30 protein-coding genes and 1 pseudogene are annotated in these 20,948 nt (G+C 38.2%); all 31 read right to left on the bottom strand.

Translation table 11 applies throughout. From position 1 onward, the window contains the following. Nucleotides 1-30: 30 nt before the first annotated feature. Nucleotides 31-1,356 carry a phage tail sheath family protein gene (locus JOD18_RS19780; protein WP_204670849.1) on the bottom strand — a complete coding sequence of 442 codons (1,326 nt, stop codon included), beginning with the start codon at nt 1,354-1,356 and terminating at the stop codon, nt 31-33. 1 nt (nt 1,357) lies between these two features. Then, the gene (locus JOD18_RS24435) at nt 1,358-1,600 is read right to left on the bottom strand and encodes a YqzN/YkzM domain-containing protein (RefSeq protein ID WP_204670866.1); all 243 of its coding nucleotides are present in this window, start codon (nt 1,598-1,600) and stop codon (nt 1,358-1,360) included. After that, nucleotides 1,601-2,041 carry a phage tail terminator family protein gene (locus JOD18_RS19770; protein ID WP_204670848.1) on the bottom strand — a complete coding sequence of 147 codons (441 nt, stop codon included), beginning with the start codon at nt 2,039-2,041 and terminating at the stop codon, nt 1,601-1,603. A gap of 12 nt (nt 2,042-2,053) precedes the next feature. Beyond that, nucleotides 2,054-2,566 carry an HK97 gp10 family phage protein gene (locus tag JOD18_RS19765; protein ID WP_204670863.1) on the bottom strand — a complete coding sequence of 171 codons (513 nt, stop codon included), beginning with the start codon at nt 2,564-2,566 and terminating at the stop codon, nt 2,054-2,056. 8 nt (nt 2,567-2,574) lie between these two features. Beyond that, nucleotides 2,575-2,928 (bottom strand): DUF3599 family protein, encoded by a 354-nt coding sequence (locus JOD18_RS19760; RefSeq protein ID WP_204670847.1) that lies wholly within the window; start codon nt 2,926-2,928, stop codon nt 2,575-2,577. Beyond that, entirely contained in the window at nt 2,925-3,299 is a 375-nt protein-coding gene (yqbG, locus tag JOD18_RS19755) for a protein YqbG (RefSeq protein WP_204670846.1), read from the bottom strand. The genes JOD18_RS19760 and yqbG overlap by 4 nt, the downstream gene beginning before the upstream one ends. A gap of 5 nt (nt 3,300-3,304) precedes the next feature. Continuing rightward, the gene (locus tag JOD18_RS19750) at nt 3,305-3,655 is read right to left on the bottom strand and encodes a hypothetical protein (RefSeq protein WP_204670845.1); all 351 of its coding nucleotides are present in this window, start codon (nt 3,653-3,655) and stop codon (nt 3,305-3,307) included. Beyond that, nucleotides 3,648-4,601 carry a P2 family phage major capsid protein gene (locus JOD18_RS19745; protein WP_204670844.1) on the bottom strand — a complete coding sequence of 318 codons (954 nt, stop codon included), beginning with the start codon at nt 4,599-4,601 and terminating at the stop codon, nt 3,648-3,650. Before JOD18_RS19745 ends, JOD18_RS19750 begins: the two co-directional genes overlap by 8 nt. Before the next feature lie 30 nt (nt 4,602-4,631). Continuing rightward, nucleotides 4,632-5,729, bottom strand: coding sequence for an XkdF-like putative serine protease domain-containing protein (locus JOD18_RS19740; protein ID WP_204670843.1), 1,098 nt, complete (start codon nt 5,727-5,729; stop codon nt 4,632-4,634). Beyond that, the gene (locus JOD18_RS19735) at nt 5,729-5,929 is read right to left on the bottom strand and encodes a hypothetical protein (RefSeq protein WP_204670842.1); all 201 of its coding nucleotides are present in this window, start codon (nt 5,927-5,929) and stop codon (nt 5,729-5,731) included. Before JOD18_RS19735 ends, JOD18_RS19740 begins: the two co-directional genes overlap by 1 nt. Before the next feature lie 5 nt (nt 5,930-5,934). Beyond that, nucleotides 5,935-6,123 carry a hypothetical protein gene (locus JOD18_RS19730; protein WP_204670841.1) on the bottom strand — a complete coding sequence of 63 codons (189 nt, stop codon included), beginning with the start codon at nt 6,121-6,123 and terminating at the stop codon, nt 5,935-5,937. 556 nt (nt 6,124-6,679) lie between these two features. Further along, nucleotides 6,680-7,585, bottom strand: a pseudogene (locus JOD18_RS24430) (phage minor head protein); the annotation flags it as partial. Further along, complete coding sequence (locus JOD18_RS19720) at nt 7,582-9,132, bottom strand: phage portal protein (protein ID WP_204670839.1); 1,551 nt, start codon at nt 9,130-9,132, stop codon at nt 7,582-7,584. The pseudogene JOD18_RS24430 and the gene JOD18_RS19720, both read right to left, overlap by 4 nt. A gap of 1 nt (nt 9,133) precedes the next feature. Then, on the bottom strand, nt 9,134-10,471 hold the full coding sequence (locus tag JOD18_RS19715) for a PBSX family phage terminase large subunit (RefSeq protein WP_338029579.1): 1,338 nt from the start codon (nt 10,469-10,471) through the stop codon (nt 9,134-9,136). A 20-nt stretch (nt 10,472-10,491) separates the two neighbouring features. Further along, nucleotides 10,492-11,271 (bottom strand): phage terminase small subunit, encoded by a 780-nt coding sequence (terS, locus tag JOD18_RS19710; protein WP_204670837.1) that lies wholly within the window; start codon nt 11,269-11,271, stop codon nt 10,492-10,494. Nucleotides 11,272-11,370: 99 nt separating this feature from the next. Then, nucleotides 11,371-12,129: a hypothetical protein gene (locus JOD18_RS19705; protein WP_204670836.1), complete on the bottom strand. Its 759-nt coding sequence runs from the start codon at nt 12,127-12,129 to the stop codon at nt 11,371-11,373. 175 nt (nt 12,130-12,304) lie between these two features. Continuing rightward, complete coding sequence (locus JOD18_RS19700; protein WP_204670835.1) at nt 12,305-12,796, bottom strand: sigma-70 family RNA polymerase sigma factor; 492 nt, start codon at nt 12,794-12,796, stop codon at nt 12,305-12,307. Nucleotides 12,797-13,092: 296 nt separating this feature from the next. Further along, a complete protein-coding gene (locus JOD18_RS19695; RefSeq protein ID WP_204670834.1) occupies nt 13,093-13,866 on the bottom strand; it encodes a DNA-methyltransferase in 774 nt (257 codons plus the stop codon). Between the two features lie 96 nt (nt 13,867-13,962). Beyond that, nucleotides 13,963-14,151 carry a DUF3954 domain-containing protein gene (locus tag JOD18_RS19690; RefSeq protein WP_338029578.1) on the bottom strand — a complete coding sequence of 63 codons (189 nt, stop codon included), beginning with the start codon at nt 14,149-14,151 and terminating at the stop codon, nt 13,963-13,965. 64 nt (nt 14,152-14,215) lie between these two features. After that, a complete protein-coding gene (locus JOD18_RS19685; RefSeq protein WP_204670833.1) occupies nt 14,216-14,428 on the bottom strand; it encodes a hypothetical protein in 213 nt (70 codons plus the stop codon). A gap of 45 nt (nt 14,429-14,473) precedes the next feature. Then, nucleotides 14,474-15,067: a hypothetical protein gene (locus JOD18_RS19680; RefSeq protein ID WP_204670832.1), complete on the bottom strand. Its 594-nt coding sequence runs from the start codon at nt 15,065-15,067 to the stop codon at nt 14,474-14,476. 14 nt (nt 15,068-15,081) lie between these two features. After that, entirely contained in the window at nt 15,082-15,888 is an 807-nt protein-coding gene (locus tag JOD18_RS19675; protein ID WP_204670831.1) for a DNA adenine methylase, read from the bottom strand. Continuing rightward, nucleotides 15,885-16,115, bottom strand: a complete 231-nt coding sequence (locus tag JOD18_RS19670; RefSeq protein WP_204670830.1) for a cell division protein FtsL — start codon at nt 16,113-16,115, stop codon at nt 15,885-15,887. Before JOD18_RS19670 ends, JOD18_RS19675 begins: the two co-directional genes overlap by 4 nt. 10 nt (nt 16,116-16,125) lie before the next feature. Next, nucleotides 16,126-16,659, bottom strand: a complete 534-nt coding sequence (locus JOD18_RS19665; RefSeq protein WP_204670829.1) for a hypothetical protein — start codon at nt 16,657-16,659, stop codon at nt 16,126-16,128. Between the two features lie 15 nt (nt 16,660-16,674). Next, a complete protein-coding gene (recU, locus tag JOD18_RS19660; protein WP_239588246.1) occupies nt 16,675-17,211 on the bottom strand; it encodes a Holliday junction resolvase RecU in 537 nt (178 codons plus the stop codon). Continuing rightward, nucleotides 17,211-17,354, bottom strand: coding sequence for a DUF6011 domain-containing protein (locus JOD18_RS19655; protein WP_204670828.1), 144 nt, complete (start codon nt 17,352-17,354; stop codon nt 17,211-17,213). Before JOD18_RS19655 ends, recU begins: the two co-directional genes overlap by 1 nt. A 37-nt stretch (nt 17,355-17,391) precedes the next feature. Beyond that, entirely contained in the window at nt 17,392-17,568 is a 177-nt protein-coding gene (locus tag JOD18_RS19650) for a hypothetical protein (protein ID WP_204670827.1), read from the bottom strand. Nucleotides 17,569-17,578: 10 nt separating this feature from the next. Then, nucleotides 17,579-18,043 carry a single-stranded DNA-binding protein gene (gene ssb, locus JOD18_RS19645; protein WP_204670826.1) on the bottom strand — a complete coding sequence of 155 codons (465 nt, stop codon included), beginning with the start codon at nt 18,041-18,043 and terminating at the stop codon, nt 17,579-17,581. Nucleotides 18,044-18,057: 14 nt separating this feature from the next. Continuing rightward, complete coding sequence (locus JOD18_RS19640; RefSeq protein ID WP_204670825.1) at nt 18,058-19,140, bottom strand: replication protein; 1,083 nt, start codon at nt 19,138-19,140, stop codon at nt 18,058-18,060. A gap of 28 nt (nt 19,141-19,168) precedes the next feature. Continuing rightward, a complete protein-coding gene (locus JOD18_RS19635; protein ID WP_204670824.1) occupies nt 19,169-19,870 on the bottom strand; it encodes an MBL fold metallo-hydrolase in 702 nt (233 codons plus the stop codon). Next, the gene (locus tag JOD18_RS19630; RefSeq protein ID WP_204670823.1) at nt 19,870-20,928 is read right to left on the bottom strand and encodes a recombinase family protein; all 1,059 of its coding nucleotides are present in this window, start codon (nt 20,926-20,928) and stop codon (nt 19,870-19,872) included. Before JOD18_RS19630 ends, JOD18_RS19635 begins: the two co-directional genes overlap by 1 nt. Nucleotides 20,929-20,948: the final 20 nt, after the last annotated feature.

Here is a 20,948-nt window from a genome sequence, read left to right as displayed (position 1 = left end):
AGACCCCTAAGGATCCCTTTAATTGATTTCTTACTCTACGGTTACGTTGAAATAAAATTTTTCAGCGCTGTCAACTGGCTGCACTCCAACATTTGCCTCTATGCCATCGCCTGCATTGGTCAATTCAATAGCAATATCTTCGCTCGAATCAAAATTTTGAATAATGCTATTTTCTTGAAGTTCATTCAAGTACACCGAAATAGCCGTCTGAACAATTTGAATACCATCAGCATTTGCCGGAATATCTTGACCTGTGTTCTTGCGATTCTTAATCGATTCTTTTAAGCTGCGTGTAACATCATTGTTAATCGCATCTAAAATACGGACAATTTTATTTTTCCTCAACTTGCTAGTCCCAGTAATAGAGTTGATATCCTGCTCAACAGCAACGCTCTTATCACGAGCGTCATAGGTAAACAAGAACTCTCCTCTTTGAAGACGTCGTTCAATGTCATCATTATCAAATCTTGGCTTGACATCAATTGCACCCTCGTATTGCATGGAAGTAAGAGATTGCTGTAATGTGGCACCAGCACTAGCCCCAGTAACCCATGCTACAGTTTCCGGAATGGTCAATTCGCGGTCAATTAATACTACAGCATTGGTTACATTGATGATCCCTTCATAGTTGCCTTGATATTCAGGTAAAACACCTTGTACCTTTATTCCTTGTTCATCACGTAAACGTCGAATAAAAGAAACAAAAGTAGTTTTCAATGCTTCATCATCTACAGGTAAGCCAATAGTATCAAAATACTCTGACTCTGCTGCTCCGATGAAATCAATATAATCCTCACTTGTAGTAGTTCCATTTGAACCACCAGAAAGATTAACACCAGCTGTGTCTTCTAATTCACCAGAACCCTCGAATTCAACAAAATCGTTGGGTTGCAATTCTTCAAATGTGGAAACTATCTGCTTATCTACTTCTCGAAGCCCAAAGAATGTTTTTACATCTTTCTTTGTGTCATCAAGAACATTTGAACTGACCACGATATGAATATCGTTTCCTTTTATACCACCATAAGCAGCTGTCACAGTTTGAGTTTCTCCCAAATTTGCAGTAGCCTTCTCTCCTTCATTGATTCGATAAACAAGTACTGTAGCACTTTTTTTCTTGGCCTCTCTAAGTAAGGACATGGTAGGATCAGATATATCTACTCCCAACCGATTCCTTGCGTCATTTTCGCCATTAATTTCAATCATTTCTTTTGGTTTTCCCCACCCCAATACAAGGGGAAGTGCTGCTCTACCACGATCTCCTGTATTGATCCTATCATTGGCTCTCACTTGGAAATTAAAATAAATACCTGGACGAATTTTTTCAACGCCAGGTGTAAATGTTCCGCCATTCATACTACTTTACCTCCTTATTGAGAAAGGACTTAACAAGGTTTTCAGCTTGTTTCTTAGTCGCTTGCCCATTTTTATAATTCAAAAAAGCACCGTCAAAGACTTCTGGTTTCACACCAAAAAGTTCTCGACTGTGCTCTCTTAACTCATACAAGGGAAACTCTGTTTCCTTTTTAATGGTCTTAGCTGTGGAAACAGTTGTTTTGCCAGATTCCGCAACCTTTTTATTCGCTTTTTCATTGCTCAATTATTTCACCCCACTTGTAATATCAACATATTCAATTGCTGGTACCTCATCTCGGTGATAATAGTAACGACTATCCCAATTAAGGATAAGCATAGCCACACCATTATCTCCATCTCTAGTTTCAACCCTGTTAAATCGAACATAGTCGCCGGTGACCGCGCCTCCTACTTCCACCATAGGTATTGCTTCTCGATTACTTGTAATCGCGTCAGCAAGTTCCTCAGCCTTGTAATACGCTTGTTTTGTATCGTGATGGAACACCTTGATGTTTAAAGTGTAACTTTTAAGATACGTTTGATTTGTGTCATTGCTGCTAAAGGATGTTGGAACAGGAAAATACATTGATGGTACCTTGAAATCTTCCGGCAGCTTTAAATCGTATACCTGCACCGGGAACAACTTATACAGATATGCCATGATGGATCCGATTTCTTGATTCAATTGACCACCACCTTAAAAATTAGAATCAAGCCACTTTTGAAGTAGCCGGTCAAGACTTTTCTCAAAGGTTTTTTCAAGTATTGCAAGTGCATTATCCCAGTAGCCTGTACCATCAATCCAAGTGAATTTAAGGAGCATTCCAGTTTTTGAACCAGGCATATAAACAAAACGATCTCCTACCCAATGACCTGGCACCCAACGCCGATCCAAACCTTTAGAAGGATCTATTGTGAAATGTCCATCGTTAACAAAAGAAGCATAGTTTAAATTTGTTCCTACTTCAAGAGTTAACCCATTCTTGTTAATAGACCAAATATTAGCTGCTCCACTTCGTTGGAATGAGTTAAGCAGCCACCTTGTATCTACTGTTTTAGTTCGGATAATTTCATCCTGTACAATGTCTAAAAAATCAATTCCTACAGCTTCAAGCCAAAGACCTATTTGTTCAGCAAATCCACCTTTTTCAATTTTTTTCAATGCACTTATAAACTCATCCAATCCCTCGATTTCTAGGTCAAAGTTCATTTCACCTTTCACAGGTTTTTCCTCCTCGCAAGGTTAACTTCAATGTGATGATCCTTTATCTTTCGAGGCTTCTGTGCCTTCAAAATAATCCCATCCCAAACAACCTTGTCATTAAGACGAATATCCGCCTCAATAGGAAAGTGAACATGATAAGTTTGAAAAATCTCGTTGTTAGGATCACCCTGAGTAATACTTTGAGACTTTTCGACAAAGTAACATGCCTGATCAGACACATCAGGATCATCAGCATAATAATGATCCTGTTGCCTATCATCAGATGGAATGCCCCATTCACCACCTGACGCCCTAGACTTCAAATGATAGATGTTACACGTATCAGTTAATAAGCTTTCATAACTCATAACGGCCTAATCCTCATAAAAAAGCCATTGTTTCCCCCATCTGGAAGAAAATCTTCTAGCAAGGATGAAATATCAGGCATGGTTAGGCTGCTGCCATCAGACAAGGTATACGAATAATCCCCTATTCTCTCAGACTTATAGCCTTTAGCCATAGACTCATCACCATTAATAAGCGCATAAAATTGAGCTACCTTCAACCAAGCTAATTTTAACTCAGGAGGTAGCTCATCATATTCATCAAGTGGCTTTTCGATTTTGTTATTAATGTAGATTTCGGCTTCAAGGATATCCATTTCTAATTGGGCATCAGGGCGTTTTTTAACAGACTCAAATGTTGTATAATTCCTTAAATCCTCTGGTGTGATGGCCATGCCAATCAGTCTCCTTGTAATTGCAACATGGTATCGTTTTGCAACTCTAAAATGAGTGCAATACGTTCTTCCTCATTGCCAGTATCGGATGGATCACCACTAAGTTCAGCAATGATTTTTTCTTGCTGGTCCTTATTCAATTTCTTTAAGTAAGACTTTGTGTAAGCCTTATTTTGGTTGTTATCATTTGGTGCCTCTTGATCATGCTGTTGTTCCTGCTCCACGATCTCGAAATATCCAGTTTCAACTGCTGCTTTAGCAAGTTTCTCATCCTTTACAGTTACAAAAGGATTCTTTGCTGTTGCAGATACAATACCTCTATAGGATAATGCATTCTTAAGCTTCAGTTTAGTCACCAGTACCACCGCCATTATCGGCTTGTTGGAACAATCCTTTCACTTTAACAACGGCATCCTTTTCTTCGATGATTGGATCAAAATCTAAATGTACTACATAGAAGCGTTTGTCTTGCATGATAGCAGATTTACCCTCTGTTGTTTTTCGGATTTTCACATCATACGTATTAACAACAGTTAAGTTCTTAGGGTTAGTCAAAATGATTTCTCCTGCTGGCATACGTGGAACTGGTACAAATTCGATACCAGCCGGGGCACGCATGACAGACTCAGAAAGACCGCCACCATTACTAATGCTTTGGTTAAGTAAATACTGCTCCCATCTTTGTTTAAGTGATGGGGCGACTAACCACTTTAGGGTACCGTTGTTATATTTATTTGGCATGTCTTCCAATGCTTTGTAAAAGACATCTAATGATAGATCGCCATTATTAATAGGCGCACGATCTACAATATGAGAACCTGTTTCTAACTGCTGCAACCAACCATTATTGATCTTCAAGAAGTCATAATCCGCATCACTTTCAGGAGTAGCTTCATCTCCATTGATATATAAATCTTCTAAATCAATACCTAGTTGGGTTGTCATTAGATTAGTTACAATATCCTCGAAGCTTTGACCCTCTATATTCTCGCGGAAGGACTCTTCAGTGATCTCCCATGGTAAACGAACAGCTGTTGTAGCATATTCAATTCGATCGAACTTAGGCTTTGCGCGATAGCCATCATCCGTATTCTCTGTTTTCTTTCTTAGAATACGAGAATCGATACCAATCTTATCGATTTCACCTGTCTTAGCCCTTTTCACTTCTTTTCGAATCAGACCCCCAAGAGCAGTTGCTTCAAAAGTCTGTTGAATGAATTTCTGTGCTTGTTCCGGATTAAGTAATCCGGAAGTAATGTCACCGGTTGTGGTGGTTTTCATAATTTGTTGATTAGTTGGCATGTTCGTTTTCCTCCTTTTTGTATCCTGCTTTTACAGGAGACCTTGTAAATAGTGTTTTTTAACTTCTGCTTGCTCGGATTCTTCATCCGGATCAGCTTGCTTAGAAACACCCCTAGCCTTTTCTACAGTTTCCAAACGGTCATTGATAGGATTCAGCTTCTCATCCAAGATGGATGCAAACTCCTTCAATACACCATCTTTATCCTCATCTGGTGCTGGTTCTTCTGGCTGATCCTCTTTCTCAATCTCATCCAATCGTTTAGTGATTGGGCTTAATTTGTCATCTAGCAACTTTTCAATGTCTTCTTTTTTCATCTCTTTCTCACCCTTTCCGATAGTTTCCGGCTTGCCTTCCAATGATTTTTGGATGTCACCGCTCTCTCTGATATCTTGGACTAATTCAAGAAAATCACTTGCTGCAGACTCCAATTTGTCAAAATCAGCAACATCAACAGTACGATTGTCCCAGATAGCCTCATAATAAACACTTTCCAACCCATCCCATGCAGCCCAAACATTACGACGTTTTTGATTATCCTCGTAACGGTCACGGACTTCTCCTTTAACAAAGAAGTTTTTGAGCAAATTAAAAAAGCCTTTGTATTCCTCGTCCTCAGACTTAGAAACAGGCTTTTCACTCTTATTGCTATTTTGTTTTTCAAAGGTCTCTGCTTTACCGGCCATACTGTAACCGGTGATATCGCCCTTCTTTATGGATTCCCAAATTTCATCACTTGCCTTAGTAACTAGCACCCATGATCCTTTTGTGATGAACTGTTCACCAATTTCAAAATCTGCAGGAGCAATGTACGACTCTACCACTTCACCCATCCCAGATTCGAAATTATGCTGCTTATCTATGTTTCGAGCGTCCTTCATAAAACCATGCGCTGCTTTTTCAATTTCATCGGCTTTCATGAAATCGCCATGAGAGTCTTCAACATCCGGCTCATACACGATACCATACACAAGTTGTTGCTCTTCATCATCTTTGCTGATGAATATCTTGACCTCTTTTTGAAAGTCCGGCTGCTCATCTGATTTGGTGAAGAAGAACTGCTTCTGATTGGCACCTTTATCTACATAGGATACATGGGTAATATTTGCATTGATCAATTCACGCGGCATTAATTTTCACCTCCTTCCAAAGGCATTTTTTCTTTGGGACGGGGATCATTGAACTCATTATATCCATCCTTACCCATTAAATATGTGAATCTATCTCCTAACGCTCTGTCAAACTCGGATAAAGGTACCTTCCCTCCTATTGCCTTAAATTCTTCTAATGTATTACATTCCATAAGTGCTTTTCTTGTCCTAGAATCCAAAGGTTTCACTCCTTCCCGTATTCTTTCCTTAATTCCACCAGTTTGCGAGCGAATTCACGATGAATTTCTCGTCGTTTTAATGTTTGTGGTCCATCAAGAGTATTTTTAAGTGGTTTCTCCTCATCAAGCGCTCGAAGCCTTTCCATTGTCTCTTCTTTTAACTCACTGCAAGCTTCTTCAAAAGACTTAGTCAACCTTCCACCTCCTGTAATCTATCCCTAATTTGTCAGTTACAATCTTCATTATTTCATGTTGACGATAAAAATCAATTTCTTCAAAATCATAACCAGACTCTAAAATTAGTTCAAGAGCTTCAGATTCCGATTCACGATATATTTCTACTAATTTTGAAACTGGTGTATTTGATTTCCCAGATAAAGAATAAGTAAATTGTTCATCTGTTGCCCTTAGTTCTCTCATACCAGTTTCAACAAATAGTTGAAAATCTTCTTTGCTGAAGGACCATTGTGTTTCCTCGATAGGATGGTTATGTGTAACAACGGCATCTTTCATTTGCTTTAACTCATCATCAGTAAAGTTGACATTCGCAGCAACACCTTTCTTATGGTATACCTCACCATCAGATTGAATGATAAATGCATTCTCCACTTGCTCATATCTAATATTATCCTCATAAAACTGAACAGCCTCTGGTATGTCTTCTGGTTCAATTTTCTCGACAAATGATAGTGGTTCACTCTCATTATCATCTCTATTTCCACCAGCGGCAAGACCTGAACCTGAAGTTGAATTCATTTCATCCAGTGCCTCTTGCCTTATCAGTTCTTTCTCTTCTTTAGACAAACCTAGTATATCTTCATCAACAGCTGGACCTAATACACATTTACAGTTAACACGATTCTTTGCCGAAAAATCAGGATCCCTTGGATAAAGACCGAATTCTCCATCAACATAGAATCTATCATCAACAGGTATCTCCACCCCGTCCATTGCCATATGACTTACTCTTGGATTGTTGTTCTTGGATCCGGAGTGCTTCCATTTCTTACCGGTTACAGCAGGACTCTGCATAAACGATTCATAATGCGCTTGGCTGGAAGCTGTTAAAATCTCAGTTTGCGCGGTTGTTTTGGCTCGCTTCCTATCGAATTGCGGTAAATCTTTTATACGCAACTCTGCTTGAGCAATGGATTCACCGTTATCGATGGCATTTATCAATTCCTTTTCTAGCGCTTCATGAGTATTCAATTTCATGATGTTTCCAAGATCACTTGACCAGTTGCTGATCCAATCAGTAGTACGCTTGGATAAGACATTAAAACTAACATCTCTATCAATTGATTCCATCATGCGTTTTGATAGTTCTTCAGTGGTCAACTCTAGGAATCTAGCTGCTTCTTCTCCAAACTCTTCTGCAAACTCATCCTCCGCAAAAAGGTTGTCTTTCATATACACAAGGAAAGCCCCTAGCGTGTCTTTATTATCTTTAGCTATAAAGACATTAAACTCATCAACAAATCGCTTCCTCTGCACCCTAAGCAGCCTAGCAATCGCTGTTTCAAAGTCATCCATTAGTTTTGGTAACAGTTCGAGACCAGGGAAGTCCTCCATCTCATCGATAATGCTTCCTTCTGCTTCCTCTGCCTTGGCAATAAACTTATTCAAGCTTTCAACTAACTTGTCAAAGCTAATCATTGCTCCTGCAATCCTTCCAGTACGTCTCGCATATCTTTTAATAGATTGATAAGTTCTTCTCCTCTTGGCGCTTTATTATGAGATTTTTCAATGCCTAATAAATCAGCCATAGGATTGGTTGCGGCAGCTTCTTTTCGCCTTAGCAATACTTGAAGTGGAATGTTGTATTCCTCATCAAACATATCCACTTTCTGACCTAGTATTTTAGATAACAAAGGCCTGACATCGTTAGGTGTTACACCACCAGCAGTAATTAATGGGTATAAGGCTCTTGCTATTTCAATTGGATCTCTTAAATCAGCACTTTTTACGGTGATTTTGACAAATTTAAAACCCAAAGACTCTAAGAATAGGCTGTTTAACGTTCTTGCTAACGCCCTCCGCTCTGGGTTAAATACTTGTTCTTCCGTTACTCTTCTTGCTGTATCTGCAGTCGCTCTGCTGAAATCTTGTGATTCACCTGTATATAAAGGTGGCAGCCTAAATGACGATCGAATCTTTTGTCTTGTTTTTTCGTCATATTCAAGAAACAATGCGTCTTTCTGCAGAATTTCTGCCAATGATTTGATTTCTACCTTCGCTGGAGTGATCTTTTCATTGCCAATCCCGTCTTCTTGAGTAATCCCCTCAGCTTCCAACAGTAAAAATTTGTGAGCATTTTCGGTACCTGTTAGATCGTTCATATATTCTTGTAAATTGGCGTATGAATCTTTATCCAACTGACCATTACTGATTGTTATAGCAGCAGGAATATGTCGACCATTAGTAAAGTAGGTTAAGTTCAATTCCTCAGCTTTTCTTGCACCGTATAAACTGATAAGATTGCCAACCCATCGTGGCTTGCCATAAGTACCACTGCCGATTTTCATATGGTATATCTCAGTAGCTACCAAGTTATCCGGAGTATTGTCATCAAACTTCCCATCCTTCGAATTCATCACTCTAGGATCGCCATATTCTTTGAAGTAAACCTTCTTACCATCGATCATCTGAACGTATCTGCGGAATCTCTTCCTCCGCTTTACTTTCTTTTCTTGGCCATTCTCAAAAATGGTGTATTCCACTTCTTCAGGTACTGTTTTTTTACAAACTCTCATATACTGAGCGTCTACATACTCAATACCAACTGGATTGCCAATACCATCTCGAATGATTTCTAAGTACCCATTGCCTGTCTTCTCACGGTCATCAATCATATCCCCGATAGTTTTCTCTGGTGAATCATCCAGATTCAGATATCTCATAAACTCATCTAAACGAGTCCATTCTTCACCAGCTTTTTTCTTATCCTCTTCTGATACATCATCTGAATTAATGTCGATGTTGTAATCAGGACCGATGCCAAACTCTATGATGTTGGTTTTATAAGCGTCCACACACTGCTGGAGTATAGATGAGTACTCGCCTACTAGTTTCAATTCTTTCAAATTGTAAGGAGGCTCTATGATATCACCATAGTGATTCTTGAAATCATCTTCATATATTTGTTTAGTATTTGAAGATACATTAGCTTTTAATACTCTTGCTTTCACAGTCTGTTCTGACACCTTATCGCCTCCTTCCTTTTGATCTTTGTCTTGATGGTCTAGCCTGTTTCTGTGCTTCCTCTTTTAGGTCAGCTACTTCATAGCCGTCTAATCCGTACCAAATAGCCGAGAATGTGTGAGGGTCAATTCCAAACTTATCCTCAATGATGTTGCCATTCTTGTCTTTGGCATACACAAGATCTTCTAATTCATTTATGGTGTTTTCACAATTGGAGGAGCAAATGATTTTCTTAAATCTCTTGACCTTCTTGGTATTCTGCAGTCTCGAACCTGGATACTTATACGCACCTTTCATATTGAAGCCTTGCTGTCTAAAGTATTGAATGGTTTTTGCTTCAGATGAATCAGCAATAATGAGGTCTCCACTTTTGCGAAGGTCATCCAGATCAACAGCAGTGTAGTCATCCGTCATATCGCGTTTGTAATATTCCCAATAGATATATAGATAATGTTTCTCTGTATCTACTGCCAATCGAAGAACAGCATTGTACGAATCGACAAAACCGAAGTCCATGCCTATACGAAATAATGGTTTCTTTATAAGGTTAATAGTTTTGATGACTTCCCGATGATCTTTTACTTGGAATTGAGGAAGTACACGCTGACCATTTACACCAAAGCGACCTTTTCTCGCGATCCTATATAGATCAGGATCATATTGCTTCATTTCTTCTAGCTGCTCAATATAGCTATCAGGGAGGAATAAGTTATCATCAGCCATCGAATGGTGATAGTATGTATCACCTATTACCATGATTCGGTTCTTATAAAGTTCTTTATCCTCTAAGGTGTAGACTTTGTTTTGTCTATCTACGAAGAAATGACGAAAAACCCAGTTGTCTTCTCCAACAGGGTTAGTAGATAGAATCATATGCAGTTTTAATGTTGGGTGTCGTAATCGTCCCAACAACTCTTTAAAGCCTTCGTACTTGATTTCAGAACACTCTTCCAGCCAAATAAGTGATACATTGTGAATGGATTTTAGCTTGGCCGGCTTATCCATTCCTTTGAATATTACTTTAGATCCGTTGAAAAAGCGTAACTCATAGGGGCTTTCTTTAGGCCTTATCTTCCCCTTAGCTATCTTTCGCCTTCCAGAGTCATCAAGCAAGCCCATTTCCTCTATAATCTCACTGAATAATGCAAAAGTACTGTCCTTATGGGTTTCATACACTTCTCGAACAACTAATGCTGTACGCTTCTCTTGTAACAACTTGAAGATGATCTTTAATGCTGCATGATAACTTTTACTGGAACCATAACCACCAACAAGCAGTTGAAACTTTTGGTTCCAATCAAAAAGAAAATCCTCAAAGTGATCATTGACTTCTTTTTCAATTCTTAATGCAGGTGCAGTACTCATGATGAATCACCTTTCCTTTTCACCACGATTTCAAAGGATGATTCCTCCCCGTCAATGCCATCTTCTAGATCCGCTTTAGCCTTATCAACAGCCAATTGCATTTGTTCCAGTTTCAGTCTGCGCTCATCGTCCTCATAGGCCAGTTCATTAAATTGTTTAATCAATGATCGGAATTCAGACATTGCCCTTGATTGAGCATTTAAGAATGTAGCATGACGATCCCAAGCAAATTGGAATTCGAACTCCTCTTCAATAGGGTACTTCTTATAGTTTTTATTTTGTCTGTCACCTGTGTTTTTGACTTCATACTTGCGTTTTTTGAGTTCTCTAATCATTTCTTCCTTGGACTCAACAAACATGATACTTTGCGCTCTTATGATAGCAGCATATTGAATCCGTATCTGGTCATATATTAAATCAACTGGTTCACGATCATTCATAAAATCCATTATTTCTATCGTGTCTGCTGGAAGGAATTTAGAGAAGAATCCATGAGTAGTGGCGTTCTGGTTTCCTTTAGGTGCAGCGCCACCTTTATTACCTAGAGCATTCTTACTACCCTTAGGTGCGCCTCTATTTCGTTTAGTAACGTTACCTTTCGATTTAGTAACGTTACCATTCAAAAATGAATTCCAATTGTCCTGGTTCTTCCACTTTCGAATCTGGGAATCAGATACCTCAAGATCAGCAGCAATGTCTTTTAGTTTTTTGGTTCCATTGCTATCTTTCCATATTTTAAATGCCTCATCGCGTTTCGGGTTTCTTGGCCTTGCCACTTTACATCACCGCCACCTCCATGATATTTAAGTTTGTTTTGGACATTAGAAAAAAACACCTAAAACAGGTGCTTGTTTCATCCTTATAAAATTACTTGTCTATTTATGTTTCTTAAAATTCTGTATTAATTCACTTATTTCTTTTTCAGTATCGGCAATTTGCATGTCAATAATATCCTGTATTTTGCTAAAGTTTGAATCTATTTCATTAGATTTTATTTCTGCGTAAAACAATAAAGGGCGATAAGTTTCAAATTCAGAATCTACCCCCTTAAATAGCATAACTACAGCATTGATATCTACAGTGAGTTTTTTGAAATACATATTATGTTCGTTCTTAAAACGACTAATTAGTTCAGCATAGTAAGGACTGTACTTATAAACCTCCATATAGGTCATAATAAATTCGTCTCTACTTTGGTCTAAAGCATTTAACAAATCTGTATTCACAAAATCATCATAGTCAATTTTTTCTTCATAATGAGATCTTATATGCCTCACATGATCTGCTAGTACAGAGGACCATATCCCACTCAGGTGAAAGTAACTCATTTTAGTTTTATTTAAAATACCTAGTATTTCTTCTGCCTTTCTTAGCTCAGTTTCTAGGAGCACTCTACTACGATCTTTTTGATCTTGAAGATCCATTTGTTTGGTTAACTGAAATCTAGATATAAAATAAGCTGAAAACGCCCCAACCATTCCTCCAAACATACTCAAAATGCCACCAATAATAGTTGCTTTATTAACGCTATCAATACCTACAGATTGTATTGTTAATCCCCATATAAAAGCCGTAAAACATACTGCTACTATTAGTGACAGGCCTGTTAATAGTTTTTCTTTTATAACAATCACCCCCTTCATAATATTACCAAAGAAGGTTTTAATCTGCTATATTTTTTTAAATTTAATATACCTTTTATCTTCCTTGCAATTTTTATTTTCGCATTTTGTGCAATTATGAGAAATGTATAGAGTATGTTCATTGTCCTTTACAATAAAATTCTAATTTAATAAGTGCCTTCACTATTTAAAAACTCTGTACGACATCTGTACGACAAGAAATTTTACTTCTTGCTCGTTCCACATATTTTTGCACTGTGCTACGTCCTATTTTTAATTCCTCTGATATCTCAGCATACGACATCATATATGCTTTATTCATGATAAAACATTGTCTTTCCCGTGGTGATAGCTCAGCAATTAAATTAAATATAATCTGTTTTTCATCCTCAGTTAATTCCCGCTCTTTCGGTACAATATCTAATGAAGGAAACAAATCCATATCTGCCATTGCACGTCGTTGATAAGCAGCTCTCTTGTCAATTCCACGTTTCTTACCTGGTTCCTTGCCAATTGTCATCCAATCAATCGCTTCGGTCATAGTTCCAATCATGCTGTTGATTTTACTCTGATCATTCATATCAGCTAAATCATTAGGATCTAACTCTCTTTTCATTGTTGTTAAACCTTTTCTCCCTATTTCATATTCACGAATTAATTGATCAGCCCAGTTTGACATTATGATTCCCCCTTTACTTTTGTATAAATGCCCCACCCTTTTTCCTTGCATATGTGGGGCGATGAATCCCCATCAATTCATGTAATTCTCGGTCTGATAAATCCTTCTTAGCCTTATTGATAGGCTTATTTTTCTGCCGTTCCTTCAACTGGCTTTTTTATGGCTTGTTCATCGTCATCCTCCTTGGTTGCCAAATGCTCTGTTTTTTAGTAATTTGGTTGCAGACAATAAAAAAGGACATCAAACAACGCTGAATTGCGTTATCTGATGTCCGTCGGTTCTTCCGTAAGGACAGCTTATGGTTTTATAATTATAGATTTTTGTAATTTCAATAGTTCTCGGTTATGATTGATTCGTTCAATTCCTTTTGAACAGTACTCCTTATCCAACTCAAAACCTATCCATTTTCGTTTAGTATTATCTGCAGCAATAGCAGTAGTACAGGATCCCATGCAATGATCTAGCACTACATCATTGGGATTAGTATAAGTTTTGATTAGGTATTCAAACAGCTTTACTGGCTTTTGAGTTGGATGAAAAGTCTTACTGTCTCTTGGAAAATCCAAAATCGATTTCGGATAATTCGTGTGAGTAGTCTTATACTCTTTCATGAGGCTTTTATCCCCCTCTTTAAATATCCCGCTCACTTTTTTCCTTTGTCCTTTTCTTACCTTCAACAAGGGTATCAGGCCTTGTGGATGATATGTAGGGAGCTTCTTATAAAATACACAAATGTTCTCATGATTTTTCAATGGCATTCTCTTCGAATTTTGAAATCCCGTCGTATGCTTACCTTTCTTCCAGACCCATTCGTAACGGAACCACTTCATATTGCTTGCTATCAGCTTAGTGGTGAACGGCTGGCTTGCGGTGAGCACTATAGCGCCATTATCCTTGATTATCCGCTTGTATTGCTCCCACAACTGATCGAATGGTATTATCTCATCCCACCTGCAGTTAGTGGTACCATACGGAAGATCACATAGAATCATATCGATAGATTTGCTATCAATTAATTTCATCCCTTCTATGCAGTCCATGTTGTAGAGCGTGTTTTCTAAAATCGTCATTTCTTTTCTCCTCTCAATATGATATGATATTTTTTGAGAGGAACAACAGTTCTGTATTTCTCTTAAGGCTTGGGGTGCCCAAGCCTTTATTAATTCTTAAATAACCTCCTGCCCCTCTAATCGAATACGCTCGCTCCTATCAACGTCCAGCACCTTACCATTCTTCCAAACAACTACATCTTGCCCGTATTGTTTAGCTGTGACTTTTGTTAACAACCCATCTTTTACTATATAAAATGCGTTTTCCATTAGATCAATTTCTGCAGTCATATTATTATCTTTCACCGGAACCACTCCAATGTGTTATAATTATTTTGGGTGGCTGGAAGAGATTCCGGCTTTTTTTATTTCAAAAATCAAACAGGTTCATCTGAATGCTTTCATTGGATGTTTCTTCTTGCTCAATGACTTCGAATCTATCGCGACTAAACGCTCCTGTGTGGGAAGCAACATTTTCAAATTTTGAAACATAGAATGCATATGGTCCGTGTGGGAACACATAGTAAGTCATGCCCTCTTGGAGTACGTTGCTGTTAGTTGTATCAATACATACTCCTTTCATATTTAACGCTCCCCTAAATTGTCCACTATGATTTCTCTAAATAAATCAAGCTGTTTCATCTTGATCGCCATCCAATAACTGTTCAATAACCATTTTTAATCCGACCCAGTATCCTATTAAACGATATGGCACTCTTTCACCAAAATCCCACATGTATTCTAATGTGTCAGAATGCATGGATGTAGTTTGGTATACAGTCATTATTAAAGTCCTGTATTCTTTAATGTTTATACTTTCATCGATAGCAGAGAGAACACTGTTATAGATTTCATGCGAGTCTTGATAATGATCACCTAATTGATGTTCTTCCCAATACTCATTCAATTCTTTCCTCGCTTTATCAGAATCAAAATCCCACCGTTCATCACAAAATGCAACTAGTTTTCCTGTAAAATAACCCAAGTCAAAATCTTTAATCTCTTCTAGGGTTGCTGGACAAGTTAAAGAATAAGCTGCTTCTCCTGTATCTCCAGAAATAAATATATTGGATCCTGACAGGACATATTTAACGCTATACATACTAGTTTCTGGCCTACTCCAATAAATAGCTTGCAACCCTTTTTCTCCTCTTACTTCGGCAACATGATCTTTAAACCATTCATCCCTGATTACTTTTTCTGCTCTATCAAGATAATTCATCAAAATACCTCCATTTATAAATCGAATATATTAATCTGCTGTACTTTCTCGGCAGCTATCGGATTAATCCACAATACTTCTTTTCTACTTGCTCCACCTTCTGCCTTGGCCTTAACAACTTCCTTCCGCCAATCGGTTAATAAATCATTGTACAGATCATTCTCATAGCCTGATAGAATGACTGGACCTTGATGGACATTTAATCGATCGAGGAGCACTTCATGATCCGCATCTGTCATTTCATGCTTATAGCTAGTGGTGGTTCTTGTATTTAATAGGTACGGTGGATCCGCATAAATTAAAACATTCGGTCGGTTGTATCGCTCAATAAGTTCTACAGCTGGCTGACATTCAATTTGTACGCCTAGCAGCCTATCTGTAATCCACATGATCTTTTCGGGGATTTTTAACCACTCATTACCTGGCAATGGTCCATTTCGCTCAATCATGCTGCGCCAACCTGTCCTGTGGGCTGTTTTTCCTCCACGTCCTTGCCACAGCCTCACTAGCAACCTTCTTGCGCGTTCCATATCGTCGGTTGCTTCATGGTAGCTGCTATAGTATTCCTCTCGGCTGTGTGGCGTCAGAGCAATCTGTCTAGCCAACTCATCAGGCCTATCACGGATAACATTAAATAGATTGATAATCTCACCATCTATGTCATTGATTGTTTCTAATTTGCTGTGTTCCTTGGAAAATAATACGGCTCCGGATCCAAAGAAAGGTTCCAGGTATGTCTCGTGTTCCGGAAAAAAACTAATGATCCACTTTGCTAATGACCACTTGCTACCTGGATAGTGAAGGATTCGTGGTACATTCATTCTTCCTCACCTTCCATCATCTGTTCTTGGCTATCCATCCATATTTGATCTATGAGACTGTCATGTTGCAGCTTAATCTCTAGGTGATCGACTTGGAGGTCTTGATAATCTTGTTCTAGCTGGTTATACTCATCAATCATTTTTTGCGTTGTGACAGCCATGTATAGAGTACCTGTAGCAGCAATCAGCAATGCTGTAATTAGTAATGCATATACTTTTTGTCGCATGTGAGCCTCCTTATCCAACCTCATAGACTTCATCAGCTACATAAACATTTCCAGTCTCGTCCTTTTCTCCCCATTCTACAGCAGCTGGTTTTATAAATAATTTGGTGTTACAAATATCACAAAATGTGTAGCGATATCCAAAAGGAACATACTTTAATCCTTCATGTCCACACTCAGGACATTTGCATTCAGTTTGCACGCTTTCTCTTTCTTTGCGTTGATTCTGAATTAAATCACCTAAAGAAAAGTTTGATCTATCGCTATTTACCAAAGGTAATCTTCTGGGTCTACTTTTTCCTTGTACCGTTCTGTTTTCATCCTGCCCCGTTCCGTTTTTGGCTTGATCAGTAACATAATTTATAGGTTTGGTAACAATACTATGGTTCTCTTTCACAATTTTTAAGCTATCGTTCACCTGAATTTTTTCTGGATGTCCAATAAAATTTAATACACTCTGTAATAATCCTTCTCCAACCCTTACATTATCTTCCGTAAATTTCATATGGACGTGTCTTTCAGCATTTTTCAATTTAATTTCTATCATCGATACTTCCTCCTTTTAACCTGCGTTCTTATTGCTATCTATCAACTTATCGACAGCAGATAAATAATCTAGTGGTACTCCGTTTTGAGATTGCAACATTCCGGCTGCATAGTAATTAAAGTCATCATAGGGTATTGACTTGCGACCGCCCTTATCTGCGTTGATAACTGCTAAATGGATAAAATCAAATGGTGCTAGATAAACTTCCCGTTGTGCTGTAAATTCAACGATAAAGAAACATATTGCACCCAACTTCTGTGCTTCATGTAAGTAATCAATTTGGTGCTTATGAATATTTTTGAGTGGTAATCTTAACGCTGTAGTGCTTTTAGCTTCAAAACATATTGCCTGACCTTTATAAACGCCTTGATAATCTACCGTACTCTTATTCTCGTAAAAGCCTTCTGTAATGCGGTTGCCACGCTTCCGCAATACTTTTACTGGTGTGGGCACCTTATCTATCAAAGCAGTACCTTTATTCTTGTAAACTTGATTCGTGTAGTTTATGAGATTTTCAAGCTCCATTCCTCGCTTGCCTGTATACACCGTCATTAAGATTCCCCTTCCTGATCCTGTTCTTCTCGAACCTTCTCCCAGCAACGAGGACCATAGCCACGTTCAATGCTTAATGCGTCTTTCAATTTTCGGTTACATCTGCCACAAGTAGCTTCATCGCTCCAGAGTTCATTTTCCAAAGTAACCCTCCTAAGTTTTGTAGATTTTCCAAAAATATCAGCTATTTAATTTTTTATATTTCTCCGCAATATGAATCCATTCGAGAGCAAATAGGCTGCATTCTTCCACCTTTCTACCGTCAAAAGATTTAGAAATACCAAGCTTTCGCAACTCACGGAGAAGAAACTGTCTTCGATCTCTTACTGCTTGTTCAGAGTGTTCTTTGTGAACCATATTCATCCTCCTAGAACGGAAGGTCGTCATCAGAAATGTCTATTGGACCACTATACTGATTAGGCTCATATCCGCCAGAATTTTCGTTATTATTTGTTTGAGGTGTATTCATATTAGAAGCACCCGAATCATTCGACTGTGGCTGATTTTGTCCGTTTCTTGTGTCTAAAAACTGCACGCTGTCTGCCACGACCTCTGTAATGTACACCCTCTTTCCGTCGTCACCTTCGTAATTTCGGGTTTGAATACGCCCATCAATGCCGGCAAGTGAGCCTTTCCCCAGATAATTGGCTGTATTCTCAGCAATCTTCCTCCACGTTTGTACCTGGATAAAATCCGCTTGTGATTCTCCGTTTTGATCTTTAAACGGCCGGTTGACCGCTAGGGTGAAATTACATACTGCAACACCATTAGGTGTATAACGCAACTCTGGATCCTTCGTTAACCTGCCAACAAGTACAACTCTGTTAATCATTCTTTTACCTCCTCCTAGTTATTCAATCGTTCTTCACGGTCTTTTAAATATTCAGCCAGTAGTTCATCAGCTTCTCGGGCAAGACGCTCTTTTTCTTCAGCACTTGGCTCTTGATTAGCCTGCTGTGCCTGCCCCTCTTCTTTATGCTTCTTGTACCAGTCAGGAACGATATCTTTTTTGCTAGTACCGGTATTATAATTACGCTGGTTCTGGTATCTGCTATTTTTAAATTGCTTTTCGAATAGCCTAGCGTCATCAAGTGTTTTAACACCTGCTTTGCGCCAGTTATTTAAAATCCCCCCGACAAATCGAATACCAGTTTTTTCTTGTGAAGCTGCTATTTTCATAGCTGCCAGAAACAATTCTTTTCCAAATTCATCAAAATATTGAACAATGTGATCTCGAACAGCCTCATTAATGGTCAGACCTTTTGACATTAAATTTGATTCATAATAATGAACTACTTCCTTAAAATCCGCATCGCGCGCGATACTACTACATTCTTTTATGTCTTTAATCTTTAATGTCTTTAATAATGTCTTTAGAGACGCTGGATTAGTTATGACTATTGACTTTGAGTCGGGTGCGAGTTGGTATTTTACTAACTTCAAAGTTAGTATTTTACTAACCTGTTTCACCCTATTAGTTAGTGTTTTACTAACTTTCACATTTTTAGGAGTTAGTGAATTACTAACTTTTTTATCATCATTTGTTAGTGTTTTACTAACTTTTTTTCGACTTAAATTGAGGTGAATAAGGTCATTAAATCGGTCAGAATCCCAATTTTTATTCGGTGTTATTTGCCACAATTTGTAATCTTTATTTATGCTAAAAATCATTGTTTCTTCTTCCCAATTTAAAACCGAACAATCTCGTAAAAATTTAAGTTCTTTCTTCACATCTGACTTATACAGGCCTGCTAATTCAAGGTGTTTAAACTTATCAATCACACAATCTTTCTGACCGGTACCATATGATAAACGCCAAATAAATAAAATTAAGTTCTGTTGCCTTTTGCTGAAGTCCCTCCTTAAAATTTCATTCCATAGCTCATTTGCAATTCTGATGTAACCTTTCTCCGTTTGAGGACTTGCCAACCCATTCACCTCCGTTCAGTTAAGCCTGTCATGCTATAAATACAAGTTTCCCAGTTAATTTCTGCACTGTACGTTTAAATAACGCTTCATCACTATTTGTATCTGAAAGGTGCAGCAAGTGGATCTCTTGTATCTTTGAAAGGTCATTTGCGGTTAGAAAATCTATTAAGTTTTCAAGGCTCATATGCGACTGAATAAGCCTTTTCCTCATGACCTTCGGCACCACACCGTCGATGATGTTTTGATCTAGTATTGCTTTGCTGTAATTACACTCTATAAGTAGATGTGTTAGCCCTCTAAACCTGTAGCGAATGTAATAGGTATCAGTGGCGAATAAAAGCTTCTCGCCTGCTCTATTTGCTAATAAGAAGCCTAATGGCTCTGCAACATCATGTTCTACATTAAAGGGCATGATTTTCCACGTTCCGACTTCAAAAGATTCTAATGCTTTAATAGGCTTTATTCGATGATGAGTAATGCCTATTGTTTCTGCAGTACCAGCACTCATATACGTATCGATTCCTGTCCTTAGTACATCCTGCACAGCCATACAGTGATCTTTGTGTTCATGACTAATTAAGCAGCCTGCTATATCACTTGTTTGGAAATTCAACATAATCCGCACGTCTCTGAACTTTATTCCAGCTTCCAGCAGCAGGGAAGTGGTACCATCCGTAATGTGGTAACAGTTCCCCTTTGAACTTGAAGCCAATGTCTTTATTTCAATCATTAGAATGGTGGTCCTGACTCTTCTATTTGATCGTCTAAATCCTTGGCTGCTTGTTCTAATTCATCATCATTAGATACCTGTGTTGGATTTTCTACAACTGCTGGTTCTCGATTGGGTTCTGGAGTTTCTTCTGGTGATTCAGTAAACTCTACATCGATGTAATCTTTATTTGCATTTTCGTTGATGTTCTGTTGAACTTGCACATCGTCAAATTCATCTTCCATCCTTTTCATATTCAAATAATCTTCATCAATTTTTGTACTATCAATCGTGATATCGTGGTGGGCTGCACGAAAGATTGTTTTCCAACACATCTTGTCATACCAACCCTCTACCTTTTCAGTGCCTACCTTTTGACCGTTCTGCCATTTAGGTTTTTCACCACCCCAAAATTCAACACTGGCATGGCTTGGTTTTCTCTTTTCAATTTCTTGGATAGACATAACTACTAACTTGTTTTTATCTGGGTTATCTTTGAAAACGTGATAGTAAAAACCACCTTGTAATTCACCTCTGTCAAATGGATTTTCCACACTGAATTCATAGCCTTCTGTAGGATTATGACTGTTTTTTTTCAAGGGCTTAAAATGGTCATTTGAATAAACTAGTTCAACAATTACACTATCTGGTACATGTAAACCATACTTTTGAGCCTTTAATTCCAGTCCTCTGTATCCCTCCACAAATCCAATATCATATTGATTAGTACGATTATTCTTAAAAGGAATCATATTGATATGATTCGGCTGGGCAGGATCATACCCGATTCTTGCCATGGTCACAACATCTGTAGCCAACTTATTCATGTTAATGTTGTTCCAAGAAACCGGTAAGGGATCGCGATATTTTTCGGATTTTTTCATACGTCGTTCTTCCGAAGTTTTTAAAACGGCATCCAGTGATATAAAGTAGTTTTGCGCTAACCTCTTTTGAAAATCGGTAAGGGCTGGTTTGCCAACCCCACTACCGAATTCTTTGACTACCTTTTCCATAAAGCGTTCTGATTGTGTTTTTTCCTTCTTAGCCAGTTGATTTGACTGTTGAATGTTATTTGACATGAAATTTCACTCTCCTATAA

Source organism: Gracilibacillus alcaliphilus, from assembly GCF_016909015.1.
In the GTDB taxonomy this organism is placed as follows: Bacteria; Bacillota; Bacilli; order Bacillales; family Amphibacillaceae; genus Gracilibacillus; species Gracilibacillus alcaliphilus.
Note: the sequence above shows the minus strand (reverse complement) of the source record. Positions and strands in the feature narration are given on the sequence as shown.